Source organism: Sagittula sp. (genome assembly GCF_052825245.1).
The window spans coordinates 36,118-52,772 of sequence record NZ_JBRBWD010000009.1 but is presented as its reverse complement, the minus strand read 5'-3'; the positions used below and the strand labels follow the sequence as shown (position 1 = coordinate 52,772).

The following is a 16,655-nucleotide window of genomic DNA, read 5'->3' as shown; positions in this document are numbered from 1 at the left end:
CTGCCGGTGACGGCGCTGGTCGACCAGTTCTACAAGGACGTGCAGAACATGGGCGGCGGCCGCTGGGACACGTCGTCGCTCTTTGCGCGGCTGCGCAAGCTGGGCTGAGGGCTTTCGCCGGGCCTCCGGCCCGCCGACCCGCCGGGAGAGGCTCTGCCTCCCCCGGACCCCCTCCGAGGTACTTGAACCAAGATGAAGGGCGCTTGCGGCGCGGCGGCGATGGCTGACCGGCCCCGTGAGTCTTTGACCTTCATCTTGGCGCAAATACCTTCGGGGGTCCGGGGGCGAAGCCCCCGGCGTGTCGGCGCGCGTCAGCGCGGCGAAACTCAGGCGGGCAGCGCCTTTGCGATGACATCCTCGAAATCCGCGGCGGTCCGGACGCCGGACATGTCGGAGGCGTCGACGGTGATGCCCCATTTGGTGGCCATGCTCTCGTAGAGCGGCTGGCGGTGGGCCAGGGCCTGCGCGTAGGTCCAGCGGATGAAGGCGTCCGGGTCGACCCTGTCTTCGCTCTTGCCGGTTTCCCCGAGGTAGCGCGTCCAGGCGCCGGCGAGGAAGTCGGGGCGGTAGGCCATGGGTTTCGGTGCGCGGTCGAAGCGGCGGATGAGGTCTTCGGTATGGGCGTCGGAGCCACGGACCCAGACCATCAGCGCAACCGAGGAGAGCGCGGTCAGGATCGGGTCATCGGCATCGTCCGGGTCCACCCATTCGCAGATCGAGCCGCCGGTGTCGCAGACGAAGTGCGGGTAGCCGTAGAGGTCCTGGGCGCGGTCGATGAAGTACTCGGTGTCCAGCAGCGCCAGCCGTTCGGCGCGTTCGAACTGGGCCTGGCGGCGGACGTATTCGTGCATGGGCAGGCCGCCGCGTTCCGCATTGCCGGGCTTGCCGAGGTAGGTGGAGACCGGCGTGAGGTTGTTGAACGAGATGTTGGAGCCGATGTAGATCGAATCCGACAGCAGGAGGTCGCGCAGGAAGGGCACCTGCATGGCGTGCCGCTTGGCGTTGTCGACGATGTATTCGCCCATGTAGCGGGTGCCGATGCGGTAGTCGACGGAGTAGTGGAACCAGCCGCCGTCCTGCCTGAGGATGTTGGACACATGGGTCTTGCCCAGGCCCGACATGGCGAACAGCACGACACGTTTGTTCGGCGCGTCGCGCCAGGCCTGGGCAGTGGGGTAGAGCATCGTGGGTCCTTCGCGCCGGTGTTCCGGCCCCGAGGCTTACGCGCGGCGCGAGGGCGCGTCAAACCCCAAGACCCTGCCGTCCAGCACCATCAGCCCCGCCGCGAGAAGGCCGAGGCCGGCGTAGGCGGTGGGGGCCAGGGTCTCGTCCCGGGCCCATGCGCCGAGGACGATGGCCACGGGCGGGATCAGCAGGGTGACGAGCAGGAGGTTCCCGGCGCCCGCCATGGCCAGCACGCGGTAATAAAGCAGGTAGGCGAAGGCGGTCGCCACCAGCGCGTAGTAGAGCACGCCGGTCCAGCCTTTCGCGGTGAGGGCGAGGTCCGGCATGCCCTCGGCGGCGAGCGCGAGCGGGCCCATGACCAGCGTCGCGCCGGTCAGCATGCCGCAGGCGTTGACCAGCGGCGGCAGCTTGCCGAGCCTTGCCCGTGCCCAGGCGGACGCGCAGGCGTAGGACAGCGTGCCCGCCACCACGGCCAGTTGCGCCAGCGAGCCCGGGTCGATCTTCAGCAGGTCCTGCGGGCCGATGGCGGTGACGACGCCGGCGAAACCCAGGGCCACGCCCGTGGCCTTGCGCGCGGTCAGCCGTTCGTCGGCAAAGACCAGTGCCGCGACGAGGACGCCGAAGATCGCGGTGGTGGCGTTCAGGATCGAGGTCAGCCCGGTGGGGATATGCAACTGCCCCCAGGCCATCAGCGAGAAGGGGATGGCGTTGTTGAGGCAGCCCATGACCAGGAGCGCCCCCCAGGTGCGGGCGTTGCGCGGCAGCGGCAGGCGGCGCCAGAGCACCACGGGCCAGAGCACGGCGGCTGCAAGGCCGGTGCGCAGGAGGACGGAGGTGAGCGGTCCGATCTCGTCCAACGCGGTGCGGATGGCGAGGAAGGAGCCGCCCCAGATCAGCGCGAGGAGCAGGAGTTCGGCCCATGCGCGGGTGGAGAGGGAGGTCTGGGTCATGCCTCCTGCCTAGCGGCAGGCGGGCGTGGCCGCGATCCGAAGCTTGCTCAAAACGGGTATGACCGGGGCATGCGGTCGCGGGGATCGGGGCGCCTGGTGTCTGGTTGCTGCGGTTTTTTGGGCCAGAGGCAGGCGTTGTGTGCGGAGGGGTGCGGTGACGGTTGAAGGGGTGCGTTTGCATTGGGGCCTTGGTTCTTTTTGGCTGTGCTCTGTTGGGTGCGGCATCGGTAATCGTGGAAAAGGAAAGGAGAGACGCTTGAGTGAGAGGTTCATCCTGCTGACGGGCTGTTCGGGCGGCGGGAAGTCGACGCTGTTGGACGCCCTTGGCGAGGCGGGTTTTGCGACCGTGCCGGAGCCGGGGCGGCGCATCGTGGCGGAGGAGATGGCGGGCGACGGGAGGGCCTTGCCCTGGGTCGACATGAAGGCCTTTGCCGGGCGGGCGGTGGCGATGGCGCGGGCCGACCTAGAGGCCGCGCGCCACCTCGACGGGACGGTCTTCTTCGACCGGGGGCTGGTCGACGCGGCGGTTGCGCTGGCGCATGCCGGCGGTCCGTCCGTGCGGGAGACGCTGGGCGACGCGCAGGCCTATGCGGAGCAGGTGCTTGTCGTGCCGCCCTGGCCGGAGATCTTTGCCGGAGATGCCGAGCGCCGGCACGGGTTCGATGCGGCGGTGGCGGAACATGAGCGCATCACCGGCGCCCTCGGCGATCTTGGGTACAGGGTGCTTGAGGTGCCGCGCGTGCCGGTGCCGGAACGGGTGGCGTTCGTGCTGCGGGTGTGCGGGGCGGATCAGGAGTGAGCTGCCGGATGTGCCGCCTTGGGACCGGGCAGATACGGGCGTGGACACGCGTCGGACGCGAACCCGATCCGGGGGCGGACATGAGGAACGTCCCCGGCAGAGGCGTGGCGCAAAAGGAAGGCCCGGAGCGCGGGACGCTCCGGGCCTTTTTCATGTGCGTGACATACCGATCAGAAGGTCAGCTTGGCCGAGATGCCGATGCCCACCGCGTGGTTGTCGGAGAAGTTCGCCACGGGACGGCCTGCGACCTCTGCGGTGGCGTCGCCCAGCCAGGAGTAGTTGACCCCGCCCGAAACCTGCAGCGCGCCGTCGGTCCAGCGGCCGCCGAGCGAGATGCCCTTCAGCCCGTTGGTCGGCCCGAGGGGGGAGACGAGGTCTCCGGTCTCCGGTTCGTAGATCAGCGTGGCGGAGCCCGCCAGCTTGTCCGAGAAGCGGCGCGCGACGCCAAGGGTGTAACGCTCCTGGTCGTCGAGGTTCACGAGGTCGGACTGCAGGAAGGTCGGCACGAGATCGACCGCGGAATACTCAACCCAGCGGTAGGAGGCGGTCAGCAGCGTGCCTTCGGCGATGCCGGTCTGCGCCTCGAGGTTGAAGCTGCGCGGCGTCACGAATTCGACCGTTCCGTTGGTGGTGATGCCGTAGACGCTCTCCACCGTGTCGGCCTCGTGCTCGGTCTCGAAGCGGTAGGTGCCGGAGACGCGCAGGCCGATTTCCGGGATCTCGTAAGCGGCGCCGATCAGGTAGTTCGGCTCCGTCGTGGCGTCCATGTCGAAGCTGTAGCCGCCGGTGGCGTTGAAGCCGCCCACGGCGGAGGCGAAGCTCGACACCAGCGTGTTGCCGGCGGTCGGGTTGCCGGTGGCCGCGTAACGCGCGTTGAGCGCGGCAATCGGCGCGAAGTTCCCGGCGTTGGCGGCCGCGGCGGCGCCGCCGACCTCCTGTGCGGTGACGGGCTGCAGGCCGGTTCCGGCGATCGCCCCGTTGAAGACGCGCGCGGTCCCGGCGGCAGAGATCGCCTGCGCATAGGCCTGGCCGTTCAGGTCGACGGAGGCGTCGATGCGCTGCACGCCCATGCCCGCGAAGACGCTGATGCGGTCGCTGATCTTGTAGCGCCCGACGAAGGTGGCCGCGACGGAGTTCAGGTCGGCGGTGGTGCCGCCCAGCATCGTGGTCAGCGGGTCGCTGTCGTAGTCGATGTCGACGCCATACGGATGATCGAAGATCACCGAGAAGTTGAACTTCTCGCCCGCGTCCTTGGTGAAGGTGACGCTGCCCTGCGAGTAGGTCACGCCGGCGTCGTAGCTGCCGCCTCCGGAGATGTCCTTACCGGACAGGTGCGGTACGACGACGCCGAAGCTGAGCGTCGTGGTCCCGTCCGCGTCGAAGATCGACGAGATGCCCTGGTTCGAGCGGTCGAGTCCGGCTGCGTATGCGGATGTGGTGCCGAGGGCCAGCAAGGCTGCCCCGGTTGCGAGTGTTTTCATGTGTCTCCTCCTCCCAGAGTGCGGGAAGTCCCCTGTGAAGACGGTAGTCAGGGGGGGAGCCTTCAATCAATCAGTGACGGAACGTCACATAATCCGTGGCGCACGCAGCGTCACGAATATGTAACAGGTCCGTGGGTTGAAAATCGTTAACGGCGATGGCGCAAAGGGTTAACCGGGGGCGCGGCTCACGGCCTCGGCGCGGTTGGCGCGCGTTTCGTAGCGGATGTTGAGGTAGTTGGCGCTGAAGATGATCGCCGCGCCGATCAGCACGAAGGGATCGAGCGGCTCGGCATAGAGCAGCGCGCCGACCAGCGCGATCACCGGCAGGCGGGCGAAGTCGATGGGCATGACGACGGTCGCCGGTGCCAGCGACAGCGCGGTGGTCAGGCAGAAGTGCGCGACGAGCCCTGCGCAGGCGATGACCACGACCCAGGGCCAGCTTTCGGCCTGCGGGAAGGAGATGTCGCCGTCGAAGCCCGCGCAGACGAGGCCGAACACCGCCTGCATCACGGTCAGCCAGAAGAGGATGCAGGTGATGCTTTCGGTGCGGGTCAGCAGGCGGGTGAAGACCGCCGACCCGGCAAAGCCTATGGCGGCGAGTGCCGCGGTGAGCTGGCCGAACTGGAGCGTGTCGGGCGCCGGGCGTGTGACGATCAGGATGCCGATGAAGCCCGCCGCGGCGGCGAGGATGCGGTTCTTCGTCAGCCGCTCGCCCAGGATCAGCGGGCTCATGAGCATGACCCAGAACGGCAGGGTGAACTCCAGCGCGAAGACCTGCGCCAGCGGGATCACGGTGATCGAGTAGAACCACAGGTTCTGCCCGGCGAAGTGGCAGACGTTGCGCACGGCGTGCAGGTGCATCGACCGGGTGGTGATCTGGTGGCGGGTGCGGGCGAGGCTTGCGACCGACAGCACGATGACGATGCCGATCACCGACCGGAAGAGCATGATCTCGAAGGTGTCGAGGTCGAGGCTGACGGCGCGCCCGGCGACGGCCATGGTCGTGAAGGAAGCGATTGCCCCTGTCATCCAGAGGCAGCCGCGCAGTGTATCGTTCATGGAAGCCTCCCGGGACCTTGCGCGCATCTGTGCAGAGTGCGGCGGGATTGTCCATGCCCCGGGGGAGGTTATGGGATGTGGAGGGCGGTGCGCCTGCGTGCCCGGCGCCTAGGCTCAGCCGGCGCGGCGGCAGGCGGGGAGCGCCGCGTCCGGCCGGGCGTCGACCCGCGCGTCGAGCGACCAGAGGTCGTGTGTGGTTCGGCGGAGCGGCGCGGGGTTCACGATGGCGCGGCGGATGTCGGCGGCGGCGAGCGCAAGCTGCACCGCGTCCGGCGCGCCGATGTAGAGCGGCCGCCAGCGCGGCGCGAAGCTGGCCTTGAAGCGGGTGAGCCCGGCGCAGTCCTTCAGCCGTCCCGGCAGCGCGGGATGGGGCAGGGCGGCGAGGCTCACCTCTGCAATGGCTTGGGCGCGGGCGTGGGCGATGACCGCCTGCACCAGCCCGTGCATGGTGCCCTGCGGGGTCTCGGCCTCGTGCCGGACGAGGTCGAGGCTGAGCGCGCCGCCGGTCTGCAGCCAGCTGGTGAAGGCGATGAGGCGGCCCTTGTGCCAGGCCCCGAAGAGCGGCTTGTCCGACAGGTATAGCGGGCAGAAGCGGCCCATGGTCAGCCCGCGTTCGGCGCCGTGGCTGTCTTCCCAGGCGCAGTGGATCTCGGTCAGGCGCGCCCAGTCGGGGGCGGTGATCGGGCCGAAGGTCAGCCCGGCGCCCTCGGCCTTGCGCAGGAAGCGGCGGAGCTGGCGGTGATCGGGGCCGGAGAGGTCGTGGCGGGCAGTGTCGATCACCGCCTCCACGGCGAAGGCGGCCATCTGCCAGCCGGCGCGGCGGGCGGTCACCGCGTCGCGGGCGGTCAGCTTGTAGAGGCAGGGCAGGCGGTTCTCGTCCCGGGCGGCGCGGCGCAGCGCCGGCAGGAGCGGCGCCAGCGGCCCCTCCACCGCGCCGAGGAACAGGGTCAGCGTCTGCGGCGTGCGCAGGGCTGTGCCCTCGGACTGGAGCGTGGCGATGGCGCGGTGGTCGGCCTGCGCGGCGATGGCCAGTTCCGCCCGGGGTCCAAGCGACAGCCGGGGCCTGAGGGGCACGGCGGCGCGCTGGCGCTGCGGCGGGGACAGCAGCGCATAGCCGGCGCCGAGGATGCAGGGCACGGCGTAATAGACCATGCGGAAGGCGATCAGCGCGGCGGCCAGTTCCGGCGTGGCGGTGCCGGGCAGGAGCGTCACCAGCGCCAGCTCGAACGGGCCGACGCCGCCGGGCGTGCCGCCGATCATCCCCGCGCCGAGGGCGAGGGTGAAGGTGGCGATCAACACCGGCAGCGGCGGCGCGATCTCAGGCGGCAGCATCAGGTCCAGCGCCAGCCCGGCAAAGAACACGTCGCAGCCCGCGAGCGCGACCATGTGCAGGAAAGCCGGGATGCTCGGCAGCTCGACCTGCCTGCCGAACAGGGCCAGGCGCGGACGGGTGAAGAGCAGGGCAGAGACGGCGGCCAGCGCCAGCGGCAGGAGGAGAAGGCCCAGCAAGGCCCGCCCGGCCAGCACCGGCACGGCCAGCGTCAGCGCGATCACCCCCCAGGCCGCGAAGAAACCCAGCGTGACGAAGCCGGTGATGCGCAGCACGGTGCCGCGCCCGAGGTCGGGCATCAGCCGCCAGCGCAGCGCGGCGCCCACCGCAGGCCCGAAGCCGGTGGTCTGGCCCACGGCGATGGCGGTGGCCCCGGCGCGCCGCGCGGCCCGGTCCGGGCGCCCGGTGCGGAAATGCCGGTGTGCGGTCACGTCGTACTGCGCCACGGCCCAGAAACTCACGGCGGCGGCCAGCGCGGCCCCCACCCAGCGCCAGGGCGCGATGGAAGTGAAGGCCTCGCTGACGGCGGCCCAGTCCAGCGACTGCGCCTTCTGCCAGAGCACCCCGGCCAGCACGAGGCCCAGGACAAGGGGAAGTACCCGGCGCACCGCATCCGGTGCGCGCAGAAAGATGCTGTTCACTGTGCCTGCTCCACTCGCCCCCGGTGTCACGCTGGCAACGGTGCTAGGCGCAAAACCTTAACGCAGGCTTCGGAATATCGCCATTCGGGTGAATTATCGCGCGCGTCGTGAACGGGGCCTCGTCAGGAGGCCATGGCCGGGCTCGGTGCACCCCAGCGACAAAAGAAAAGGGCGCGCCGGCCGGAACCGTGCGCGCCCCTGAAATCCGCCGGAAAGCCGGGGACCGGCCGTCAGTCGGCCTCTTTCATGATCTGGTCCTTGGCGACGGCCACGAGGGCGGAGCGCTTGGCGCGGATCTCGTCCTCGGTCGCCTTGTCGCCCAGATCGGCCACGACCTTGCGGATCACGTCGTCATGGCCCGCTTCCTCGAAATCCGCCTTCACGACCTCGATGGCATAGGCATTGGCGTCGTCGCCGGTCTTGCCCAGAAGTTCCGCGGCCCAGAGGCCCAGAAGCTTGTTGGTGCGCGCCTCGGCCTTGAACTGCATCTGCTGGTCGTGGGCGTACTTGTTCTCGAACGCGTTCTCGCGGTCATCGAAGGTGGTCATGGCTCTCGCTCCCTTGGGGAAAGTGGGTCGGGAACGGGTATGCCGTCCCGCGTGCCCCGGCGCAAGCGGCAGTTGGTCCCGCAGGCGCCGGTTTTGCGCTACCGACGGCGATCCTGCGCGGAAAACCCCGGCCTGACGCAAGCGATCCGGCGGCGCGCCCCGCGGCGCACATCCTGTCCCGGCACCGGCCTCCGGCCCTGTGCCCCGGGCGGGGCGGCGGCGCGTGGAACGCCCCGTTCGCGACGTGGCGGCACTTGCGGCGCTGGCGCGGGCGTCGTATGACGACGGGCAAGCACCGCGCCCCGAGCGCGGTTTTCCCGTTTGTGAAAGGGGCCCCATGGCACGCCGCAAGAAGATTTACGAAGGCAAGGCGAAGATCCTGTACGAAGGCCCGGAACCGGGCACGATCGTCCAGTATTTCAAGGACGACGCCACCGCCTTCAACGCGCAGAAGAAGGACGTGATCGAGGGCAAGGGTGTGCTGAACAACCGCCTGAGCGAGTTCTTCATGACCGGCCTCAACAACGTCGGTGTGCCCACGCACTTCATCAAGCGGCTCAACATGCGCGAACAGCTCGTCCGCGCCGTCGAGATCATCCCGCTCGAGATCATTGTGCGCAACTACGCCGCGGGCTCGCTCTCGAAGCGCCTCGGCATCGAGGAGGGCACGGCCCTTCCCCGTCCGATCGTGGAATACTGCTACAAGGACGACAAGCTGGGCGACCCGCTGGTCACCGAAGAGCACATCGCCGCCTTCGGCTGGGCCAGCCAGCAGGACATGGACGACATCCTCGCCCTTGCTCTGCGGGTGAACGACTACCTTTCCGGCCTGATGTACGGCGTGGGCATCAAGCTCGTCGACTTCAAGATCGAGATCGGGCGGGTCTACGACGGCGATTACCAGCGGCTGATCGTGGCGGACGAGATCTCGCCCGATTCGTGCCGTCTGTGGGATCTCGAAACCGGCCAGAAGCTCGACAAGGACGTGTTCCGCCAGGACCTGGGCAACCTTGCCGACGCCTACACCGAGGTGGCGCGCCGTCTGGGTGTCATGCCGAAGCAGAGCACGCACATGGCAAAGCCCAAGCTGATCAACTGAGGCAAGGGCGCGCAGGCGCCCGCGCCCCCGCCGCGCCGCCGCGCCAACAGCGGACGGCCCGGCCAAGGGACCAAGGACAGAAGGCGGCCCGCAAAAGGGCCGCCTTTTCCATGCCCGCCAGCCGGGGACCCCCGCTTCTTTGCTTCGGAAATACTCCGGGGGTCCGGGGGCAGCGCCCCCGGCGGATCGCTGCCGCAGGCAGCGAAACCGCACGCGCCACACCCGCCACGCAACACCCGGTATTCATCCCTTGGCCGCGCCACGTACCTCGGGTTAGCCTTCCCGCAGCCATTTTCCCGCAACCGCATTCACAGGCCCGTTCCCATGCCGCAGATCGCCCGCCGCGCCGCCGCCCTCTGGCTCCTCCTCGCGGCCACGGCCGTCCCGGCGCAGGAGGGGCCCGCCGCCTTCGATCCGGCGGACTTCGGGCGCATCGTGATCCAGCCGCGGCAGAGCGCGGGCGGCCCGGTGCTGGAACAGGCCTTCGGCAACTACCAGAACGAGCCGGTGATCGGATACGGCGCCGCCAGCCCGGTGGTGCGGCTCGGACGGCCCGTGGGGCGGCTCGACATGAAGTTCCGCGATGGCAGGACCGGCTTCTGCACCGCCTTCCTCGTCGGCGGCGGGCATATCCTGACCAACCACCATTGCGTGCCGGGGATGGACGGCGATCCGGCGGGGGCGGACAGCGGGCTCGAGGCGGCGCAGCTCGTGCTGGGCTACGTCGACCCCGGCAACGTCGAGCAGGTGGAACTGTTCGAGGTCGCCCCGGAGATCGTGGAGACCAGCCGCGCGCTCGATTACTCCGTCCTCACGGTGCGCGGCGCGCCCGAAGACCGTTACGGCATCATGGAGCTGGCCGATGCCGATCCCGAAAGCGGCGAGTTCCTCTGGATCATCGGCCACCCGCAGGGGCAGGCGCAGCACATCTCGCGCGAGGGGTGCGCGGCGGCGACGCCAGCGGTGTCGCGCGAAGGCAAGCTCATGCACTCCTGCGACACGCTCGGCGGCAACTCCGGCTCGCCGGTCATGCGGCTGACCGACAAGCGCGTCGTCGGGCTGCACCACGCGGGCGACAGCCGCAGCGGTTATAACATGGCGATCCCGATGCGCGCGATCCTTGCCGCCAGCACGGTGCTGCGCGCCGCGGACGGCACAGGCACGCCGCAACCGCCCGCCGCGCCGGACGGTGCACAGTGCAGCACTCTCTGGCAAGAGGCGCGCAGGGTGGGCTGCGCGGGTTACGAGGCTTATCTGGATGCCTGCGGCGGCCATGTCTTCGCCGGGATGGCGCGGCAGCAGGCGGCGCGGGAGTGCACGCAGGCCGCGCCTGCGCGGACGCCCGAGGCCCCCGGTGCGCTGGTGGTCGATGCGGCGGGCGGCGGTGGCTACACCGATCTTGCCCAGGCCCTCCGCGCCGCCTCCGACGGTGCGGTGATCGAGCTTTACCCCGGCACCTACCGCGGAGGCATCAAGGTCTCCCGCCCGCTCTCCATCGTCGGGCGGGGCGCGCCGGGCGAGGTGGTGCTCCTCGCCGAAGGCGGCCCGGCGGTGGTCTGGACGGCCACGGGCGGCGGCATGGACGGCATCACGATCCGCCACCGGGACAGCGCCTCGGCGGCGGTGGAGGTGACGCGCGGCGCCCTGACGCTGGAGCGCACGACCATCGACAGCGACGGTCTGGCAGCGGTGCGCCTGCGCGACGACCGGGGTTCGGTCCTGCGCCGCAACAAGGTTCTCGCGGGCGCGGCGCGCGGCATTCTCGTGGAGGGCGGCGCGCCCGTAATCGAGGATAACGAGGTACGGGGCGCAAGCCTTGCGGGGTTCGAGGCGGGCCGCGACGCCCGGCCGGAGGTGCGCGGCAACGCCTTCCTCGACGGGCGCGGGTCCGGCATCCTCGTGACCGCAGGCGGCGGCGGTGTTTACGAGGACAACCGGATCGAGGGCAACGGGCTTGCGGGCATCGAACTGGTGGCGAGCGCCCGGCCCGATGTGCGCGGCAACGTCATCCGCGGCGGCGGGCAGAGCGGCATCATGGTCACCGAAGGCGCCACCGCCCGGATCGAGGGCAACCGCATCTCCGGCACCGCCATGGCCGGGGTGGAGATCCGCGAGGGCGCCGCACCCGAAGTCTTTGGCAACGACATCCGCGACGGCGCGCAATCGGGCATCTACGTGCATTCCGGCGGCGGCGGCGTTCTTCAGGACAACCATCTGGACGGCAACGCCTTTCACGGGCTCTCGGTCAAGGGCAGGGGCCGGCTGATCGTGCGCGGCAACACCTTCCGGGGCAATGTCCACGCCGCGATCCGCATCCGCGAGGGCGGCGGCGGCACCTATGAGGCCAACGATCTGGCTGGCAACGCGGGCGGCGGTTTCGTCATCGAACCCGACGCAGGGACCGTCCTGCGGCAGGGCAACCGCGAATGAGCGCCTTTCCTGCTTGCATTTCCGCCCGCGATGTCGTTCCACCCCCCGCAAGGCCGGACGGGGTCCGGGCCATGACCACATGAGGGGATGACCGAGATGAAGGTGCGCGTGTTCGTGATGCTCAAGACCGGGGTTCTGGATCCGCAGGGCGAGGCGGTGCGCCACGCGCTTGGCGCCCTCGGCTTCGACGGCGTGCAGGGCGTGCGCCAGGGCAAAGTCATCGAGCTGGAGCTGGCCGACGGCACGTCCGGGGCGACCGTGACCGAGATGTGCGAGAAGCTGCTCGCCAACACGGTGATCGAGAGCTACCGCATCGAGATGCTCTGACCCGGGCGCGCCGTTCCGGGCGCGGTCCATTGGGTCGATCTGACTCGATTTTTTCGAATTTTGTCGGCGCCGGAGAGGGGCCGGCAACCTGCGCTTAAAGGTTTGCGTGCAATCCAGCCATGGCATCCACCAGGCTGGAGACAGACATGCGCAGGCTTAGCAAATCCCTGAGAATCACCCTGGCCGCGGGTTTCACCGCGCTGCTTATGCTGGTCTGCGGGGGGCTTTTCTTCGCCTTCGAGATCCAGAGCCGCAACAGCACGGTGGAGGCGGCGCAGACCCGGCAGAATGCCTCCCTGCGGGTGCTGGTCTTCGAGTTCATGGACCATTTCCCGGGGATCGACGTGGACCTGGCCGAGGACGGCAGCATCGCGGCGGTGCGCTGGGACGGGCTCACGGTGCCCGAAACGCACGACCTGATCGACACGGTGGGCCGGATTTCGGGCGAGACGGCGACGCTTTTCGAATGGGTGCCGGAAGAGGGCGACTTCATCCGCCGCACCACCAACATCGTGAAGCCGGACGGATCGCGCGCGGTGGGCACGTGGCTGGGCAAGGACAACCCGGTGCACGCCCGCATGCTTGAGCGGCAGACCTTCCGGGGGGAGGCGGTGATCCTCGGCAAGCCCTATTTCACGGTCTACCAGCCCGTTCTCGACGCCGATGACAACGTGATCGGCATCCTTTACGTGGGCGTCGACCGCGGCGCGGTCGAAAAGAAGGTGACGGAGCGGATGCTGATCGGCCTCGGGGCCTCTGCGCTGGCCGTCGTCGGCGGCATCATTGCGATGCTGATGATGCTGGGCTGGGCCCTGCGCCCGATGTCGCAGATCACCGCGCGGCTCGAATCGATGGCCGATGGCGAGCTGGAAGAGCCGGTGCCGCACACCGACCGCCCCGACGAGCTGGGCACCACGGCGCAGGTGGTCGAGGATTTCCGCCAGCAGCTGAAGGACGCCCGCGCCGCAGAGGCCCGCAGCGCGGAGGCGCGCGTCATCCAGGACCGCGTCGTGGCCGCCATGCGCAAGGGGCTGGAGACGCTGTCGAAGCGCGATCTGACCGCGCGGATCGAGATGGATTCGGTGCCCTCGGAATACGCCGCCCTCCGCCGCGACTTCGACAACGGCATGAAGAGCTTGGCCGACGCGCTCCAGCAGGCCGATGGCGTGGCGGCGAACGTGCGCTCCGCCGCGTCGGAGATCGGCACCACCTCCGATGAACTGGCCCGCCGGGTCGAACTGCAGGCGGCGACGCTGATGCAGTCGGCGGAGGCGCTGAACAGCCTGACCTCCACCAGCCGCGAGATCGCCGACAACGTGGAACAGGCGAACGGCCTGGCCGCCCGGTCGCGCGAGTTGTCGGACGAGAGCGGGCAGGTGGTGCGCGACGCCATCGCCGCGATCAACCGGATCGAGGAGGCGTCGGACAAGATCAACCAGATCATCACCGCTATCGACGACATCGCCTTCCAGACCAACCTTCTGGCGCTGAACGCGGGTGTGGAGGCGGCGCGCGCCGGGGAGGCGGGCAAGGGCTTTGCCGTGGTCGCCTCCGAGGTGCGGGGGTTGGCCCAGACGGCGGCCAATTCCGCGCAGGAGATCAAGGCGCTGATCCTCGCCTCGGGCGCGGAGGTGAGCGAGGGCAGCCGTCTGGTGCAGAAGACGGGCACATCGCTCAGCGAGGTGCAGGAGCAGGTGGAAAGCCTTGGCCAGCTGATTTCCAATATCGCCGGGGCGGTGCGCGTGCAGGCGGACGGGCTGGCTGACATCAACGAGGGCGTGCAGCGGCTGGAAGGTGCCACGCAGGAGAACGCCGCCATCGTGGAGGAGCTGAACGCCGCGGGGCAGAGCCTGAACATCGAGGCGGAGCAACTGTCGGAGAGCATGGGGCTGTTCCATCACGGCGGCCCGCGGCTGGGCGGGCAGTCCGGCGGGATGGCCAGCGTGGCTGTGTCAAAGCCGAAGGCGGCGAAACCGGCGGTGGTCGAGGCCGGGACTTCCGGATCGTGGGAGGACGCGGCGCCGCAGGCCCCGGAACGCCCCGCGCCCGAGGTTCGCAAGGTGGCGGTGAACGAACGGCCCGCGCCCAAACACGCACCGGCACCAAGGGGCGGTGTCCCCACGAGCCAGGGCTGGGAAGAGGAATTCTGACGCATCCCGAGGCAGCCTGACGATGCCGCAGGCCCGGGACGCGCACAGCCTGCGTCCCGGGCATTCCATTGTCCGGCAATTGTGCTAGGAAGCGCGCGAACCAGAGTGGCCGGACCGCCGAGTCGGTGCCGTGCCCTGTCTCTCAGACGGGTCCCTGCGCCGGACCCGGCCCCGCGTGGAAAGGACTGCCGATGAAAGCCGCCGTGATCGTCTTCCCGGGATCGAACTGCGACCGCGACATGGCCTGCGCCTTCGAGAACGCCGGCCTCTCGGTCGAGATGGTCTGGCACAAGGACACGGCCCTGCCGCAGGGCGTCGACATCGTCGGCGTGCCGGGGGGCTTCTCCTTCGGCGACTACCTGCGCTGCGGCGCCATCGCGGCCAATGCCCCGATCATCGGCGCGGTGCGCGCGCATGGCGAGCGGGGCGGCTACGTGCTGGGCGTCTGCAACGGCTTCCAGGTGCTGACGGAGACCGGCCTGCTGCCCGGCGCGCTGCTGCGCAACGCCGGGCTGAAGTACATCTGCCGCACCATCGGCCTGAAGGTCGAGGGCGGGAGCGTCTACACCGACGGCTATGGCGCGGACAGCACGCTGGCGCTGCCGATCGCGCATCACGACGGCAACTATTTCGCAGACGACAAGACGCTCGACATGCTGGAGGGCGAGGGCCGCGTGGCTTTCCGCTACACCGACAACCCGAACGGGTCGGCCCGCGACATCGCGGGGGTCCTGTCGGAGAACCGCCGCGTGCTGGGCATGATGCCGCACCCGGAGCGGGCGGCGGAAGCCGCCCACGGCAACGAGGACGGTGCGCGCCTTTTCGCCCATCTGACCGGTGCCCTGACCGCGGCCTGACTTGAGCGCACAACCGCGTCAGCCTATCCTGCGGGGCATGGTCGCCAAGGACACTTCGCCAACGTTGCGCCGTGCGGGCCCGTTTTCGGGCCGCGCGCGGATCGCCCTCGTGCTGCTGCTCATGGGGGCGGTCGGCACTGTCTGGGTGACCAACTGGCTGCTGACCGAGCGCTTCACCGAGACGACGCGCAACCGGGCGGAGCTGCGGCTGGCGCTCTATTCCGGCAACCTGATCTCGGAACTGCGGCGGAACGCCATCGTGCCGGAGCTTCTGGCCCGCGACAAGGCGCTGATCGACGCGCTCAATGCGCAGGATTATGCCCAGTCCTCGCAGCGGCTGATCTCTTTCGTGGACGAAATCGGCGCCGCTTCGCTCATGCTTCTGGACCGCGAGGGGCGCAGCGTGGCCGCGACGGACCGCAACCGGCTGGGCGAAAGCCACCGGACGGCGCCCTATTTCCTCGATGCGGTGCGCACCAACGCGACCGTCTTTACCGAGATCGAGCGCGAGGCCGGCGGCTTTCGCTTCACCTATTCCCGGCGGATGGAATCGGGCGGCGACACGGTGGGCGTGATCGTGGTGGAGGTCGACCTGGCGAAGTTCGAACGCGCCTGGGCCGGGATCTCGGACGCGGTCATGGTGACCAACTCCAGCGGCGTGATCGTGCTGGCGACAGAACCGCGCTGGCGCGGCATGACCCCTGAAGAGGCGCTGGAACAGCAGAGCGACGACGGCGCCATCGAACGGGCCATCGCGGCCGCCGCCGACTGGACCGCCAGCACGGCCGACGCCTACCTGCGCGGCGACGCGGTGCTCAGGATCGACGGCCGCATCCCGTTCCGTGGCTGGACGTTGTCGACCTTCACCACCTATTCCAGCGTCCGCGAACGGGTGAACGCGGTTTTGGCGTTGGAAATCATGGGCTTCGCGATCCTCGCGGCGCTGGTGTTCTACGCGCTCTCGCGCAAGACGGCGCTGCGGATGGCGCTGTTCCAGCGGGACGCGAACGAGCTGCGGGCGCTGAACGCCCGGCTCCAGCGCGAGATCGCGGAGCGTGAGAAGGTGCAGAAGAACCTGGCCGTGGCGGAGCAGTCGCTGGCGCAGTCCTCGAAGCTTGCCGCGCTTGGCGAAATGTCGGCGGCCGTCAGCCACGAATTGAACCAGCCGCTCGCCGCGATGAAGACCTACCTTGCGGGCGCGCGGCTGCTGCTCCGGCGCAACCGGCCCGACGAGGCGCTGACCGCCTTCCACCGGATCGACGACTTGATCGAGCGGATGGGCGCCATCACCCGGCAGCTCAAGGGGTTCGCCCGCAAGGGTCAGGAGACCTTCAGCCCGGTCGACATGGGGGAGGCGCTGGCCTCGTCGTTGTCGATGATGGAACCGCAGCTGAAATCGCGCCGGGTGAAGATCACGCGGCTGCTGCCGGACTCGCCCGTGAAGGTCATGGGCGACCGGATGCGGATCGAGCAGGTCCTCGTGAACCTCTTGCGCAACGCGCTGGATGCCACCAAGTCAGTGGACGATCCGCAGGTCGAGATTATCTTGGCAGCAGGAGAGACCGCGACATTGAGCGTGCGGGACAACGGCGACGGGATCGAGGATCTCGATGCCCTGTTCGAGCCGTTCTATACGACCAAGGCCCCGGGCGACGGGGTCGGGCTGGGTCTGGCGATCTCGTCGGGAATCGTGTCGGAACTGGGCGGACGCCTGACCGCGCGCAACGGCGAGGACGGCGGCGCGGTGTTTGAAATGCAATTGCCCGTTCTGAACGCGGCATCGGAAGCAGCCGAATGAC

General features: G+C 69.3%; 13 protein-coding genes and 1 pseudogene. 8 read left to right on the top strand and 6 right to left on the bottom strand.

The window, feature by feature from the left end; genetic code table 11:
- A pseudogene (locus ACU0DV_RS02690) lies at positions 1 to 108 on the top strand (oxidoreductase); the annotation flags it as partial.
- Between the two features lie 218 nt (positions 109 to 326).
- Here the strand turns inward: ACU0DV_RS02690 and ACU0DV_RS02685 are convergent.
- Positions 327 to 1,184, bottom strand: coding sequence for an ATPase (locus tag ACU0DV_RS02685; RefSeq protein WP_446243023.1), 858 nt, complete (start codon positions 1,182 to 1,184; stop codon positions 327 to 329).
- 36 nt (positions 1,185 to 1,220) lie between these two features.
- Positions 1,221 to 2,135, bottom strand: a complete 915-nt coding sequence (locus tag ACU0DV_RS02680) for a DMT family transporter (RefSeq protein ID WP_446243024.1) — start codon at positions 2,133 to 2,135, stop codon at positions 1,221 to 1,223.
- 256 nt (positions 2,136 to 2,391) lie between these two features.
- On the opposite strand from ACU0DV_RS02680, the gene ACU0DV_RS02675 reads away from it, so the two are divergent.
- The gene (locus tag ACU0DV_RS02675; RefSeq protein WP_446243025.1) at positions 2,392 to 2,934 is read left to right on the top strand and encodes an AAA family ATPase; all 543 of its coding nucleotides are present in this window, start codon (positions 2,392 to 2,394) and stop codon (positions 2,932 to 2,934) included.
- 170 nt (positions 2,935 to 3,104) lie between these two features.
- On the opposite strand, the gene ACU0DV_RS02670 is transcribed toward ACU0DV_RS02675, so the two are convergent.
- The 4 genes from ACU0DV_RS02670 to ACU0DV_RS02655 all read right to left on the bottom strand — a co-directional run bounded on the left by ACU0DV_RS02670 (position 3,105) and on the right by ACU0DV_RS02655 (position 7,993).
- Positions 3,105 to 4,415, bottom strand: coding sequence for an outer membrane protein transport protein (locus ACU0DV_RS02670; protein ID WP_446243026.1), 1,311 nt, complete (start codon positions 4,413 to 4,415; stop codon positions 3,105 to 3,107).
- Positions 4,416 to 4,583: 168 nt separating this feature from the next.
- Positions 4,584 to 5,474 (bottom strand): DMT family transporter, encoded by an 891-nt coding sequence (locus ACU0DV_RS02665; protein ID WP_100930722.1) that lies wholly within the window; start codon positions 5,472 to 5,474, stop codon positions 4,584 to 4,586.
- 114 nt (positions 5,475 to 5,588) lie between these two features.
- Entirely contained in the window at positions 5,589 to 7,445 is a 1,857-nt protein-coding gene (locus ACU0DV_RS02660) for a phosphatidylglycerol lysyltransferase domain-containing protein (RefSeq protein ID WP_446243027.1), read from the bottom strand.
- A 230-nt stretch (positions 7,446 to 7,675) separates the two neighbouring features.
- A complete protein-coding gene (locus tag ACU0DV_RS02655; RefSeq protein ID WP_100930720.1) occupies positions 7,676 to 7,993 on the bottom strand; it encodes a DUF1476 domain-containing protein in 318 nt (105 codons plus the stop codon).
- A 337-nt stretch (positions 7,994 to 8,330) separates the two neighbouring features.
- On the opposite strand from ACU0DV_RS02655, the gene purC reads away from it, so the two are divergent.
- From purC to ACU0DV_RS02625, 6 genes are all read left to right on the top strand, one after another.
- Positions 8,331 to 9,092, top strand: coding sequence for a phosphoribosylaminoimidazolesuccinocarboxamide synthase (purC, locus tag ACU0DV_RS02650; protein WP_100930719.1), 762 nt, complete (start codon positions 8,331 to 8,333; stop codon positions 9,090 to 9,092).
- 324 nt (positions 9,093 to 9,416) lie between these two features.
- Complete coding sequence (locus ACU0DV_RS02645) at positions 9,417 to 11,522, top strand: right-handed parallel beta-helix repeat-containing protein (RefSeq protein WP_446243028.1); 2,106 nt, start codon at positions 9,417 to 9,419, stop codon at positions 11,520 to 11,522.
- A 96-nt stretch (positions 11,523 to 11,618) separates the two neighbouring features.
- Complete coding sequence (gene purS, locus ACU0DV_RS02640) at positions 11,619 to 11,849, top strand: phosphoribosylformylglycinamidine synthase subunit PurS (RefSeq protein WP_446243061.1); 231 nt, start codon at positions 11,619 to 11,621, stop codon at positions 11,847 to 11,849.
- Positions 11,850 to 11,995: 146 nt separating this feature from the next.
- The gene (locus ACU0DV_RS02635; protein WP_446243029.1) at positions 11,996 to 13,999 is read left to right on the top strand and encodes a methyl-accepting chemotaxis protein; all 2,004 of its coding nucleotides are present in this window, start codon (positions 11,996 to 11,998) and stop codon (positions 13,997 to 13,999) included.
- 191 nt (positions 14,000 to 14,190) lie between these two features.
- Positions 14,191 to 14,856, top strand: a complete 666-nt coding sequence (purQ, locus tag ACU0DV_RS02630) for a phosphoribosylformylglycinamidine synthase subunit PurQ (RefSeq protein WP_446243030.1) — start codon at positions 14,191 to 14,193, stop codon at positions 14,854 to 14,856.
- A gap of 37 nt (positions 14,857 to 14,893) precedes the next feature.
- Complete coding sequence (locus ACU0DV_RS02625) at positions 14,894 to 16,654, top strand: sensor histidine kinase (protein WP_100930716.1); 1,761 nt, start codon at positions 14,894 to 14,896, stop codon at positions 16,652 to 16,654.
- Position 16,655 lies beyond the last annotated feature (1 nt).

Bases quoted from the DNA above. Each gene is read 5' to 3' on its own strand.
- ACU0DV_RS02670 (WP_446243026.1), bottom strand. From the start codon at position 4,415: ATGAAAACACTCGCAACCGGGGCAGCCTTGCTGGCCCTCGGCACCACA.
- ACU0DV_RS02645 (WP_446243028.1), top strand. From the start codon at position 9,417: ATGCCGCAGATCGCCCGCCGCGCCGCCGCCCTCTGGCTCCTCCTCGCG.
- purC (WP_100930719.1), top strand. From the start codon at position 8,331: ATGGCACGCCGCAAGAAGATTTACGAAGGCAAGGCGAAGATCCTGTAC.
- ACU0DV_RS02665 (WP_100930722.1), bottom strand. From the start codon at position 5,474: ATGAACGATACACTGCGCGGCTGCCTCTGGATGACAGGGGCAATCGCT.
- ACU0DV_RS02635 (WP_446243029.1), top strand. From the start codon at position 11,996: ATGCGCAGGCTTAGCAAATCCCTGAGAATCACCCTGGCCGCGGGTTTC.
- ACU0DV_RS02625 (WP_100930716.1), top strand. From the start codon at position 14,894: ATGGTCGCCAAGGACACTTCGCCAACGTTGCGCCGTGCGGGCCCGTTT.
- ACU0DV_RS02655 (WP_100930720.1), bottom strand. From the start codon at position 7,993: ATGACCACCTTCGATGACCGCGAGAACGCGTTCGAGAACAAGTACGCC.
- purQ (WP_446243030.1), top strand. From the start codon at position 14,191: ATGAAAGCCGCCGTGATCGTCTTCCCGGGATCGAACTGCGACCGCGAC.
- ACU0DV_RS02680 (WP_446243024.1), bottom strand. From the start codon at position 2,135: ATGACCCAGACCTCCCTCTCCACCCGCGCATGGGCCGAACTCCTGCTC.
- purS (WP_446243061.1), top strand. From the start codon at position 11,619: ATGAAGGTGCGCGTGTTCGTGATGCTCAAGACCGGGGTTCTGGATCCG.
- ACU0DV_RS02685 (WP_446243023.1), bottom strand. From the start codon at position 1,184: ATGCTCTACCCCACTGCCCAGGCCTGGCGCGACGCGCCGAACAAACGT.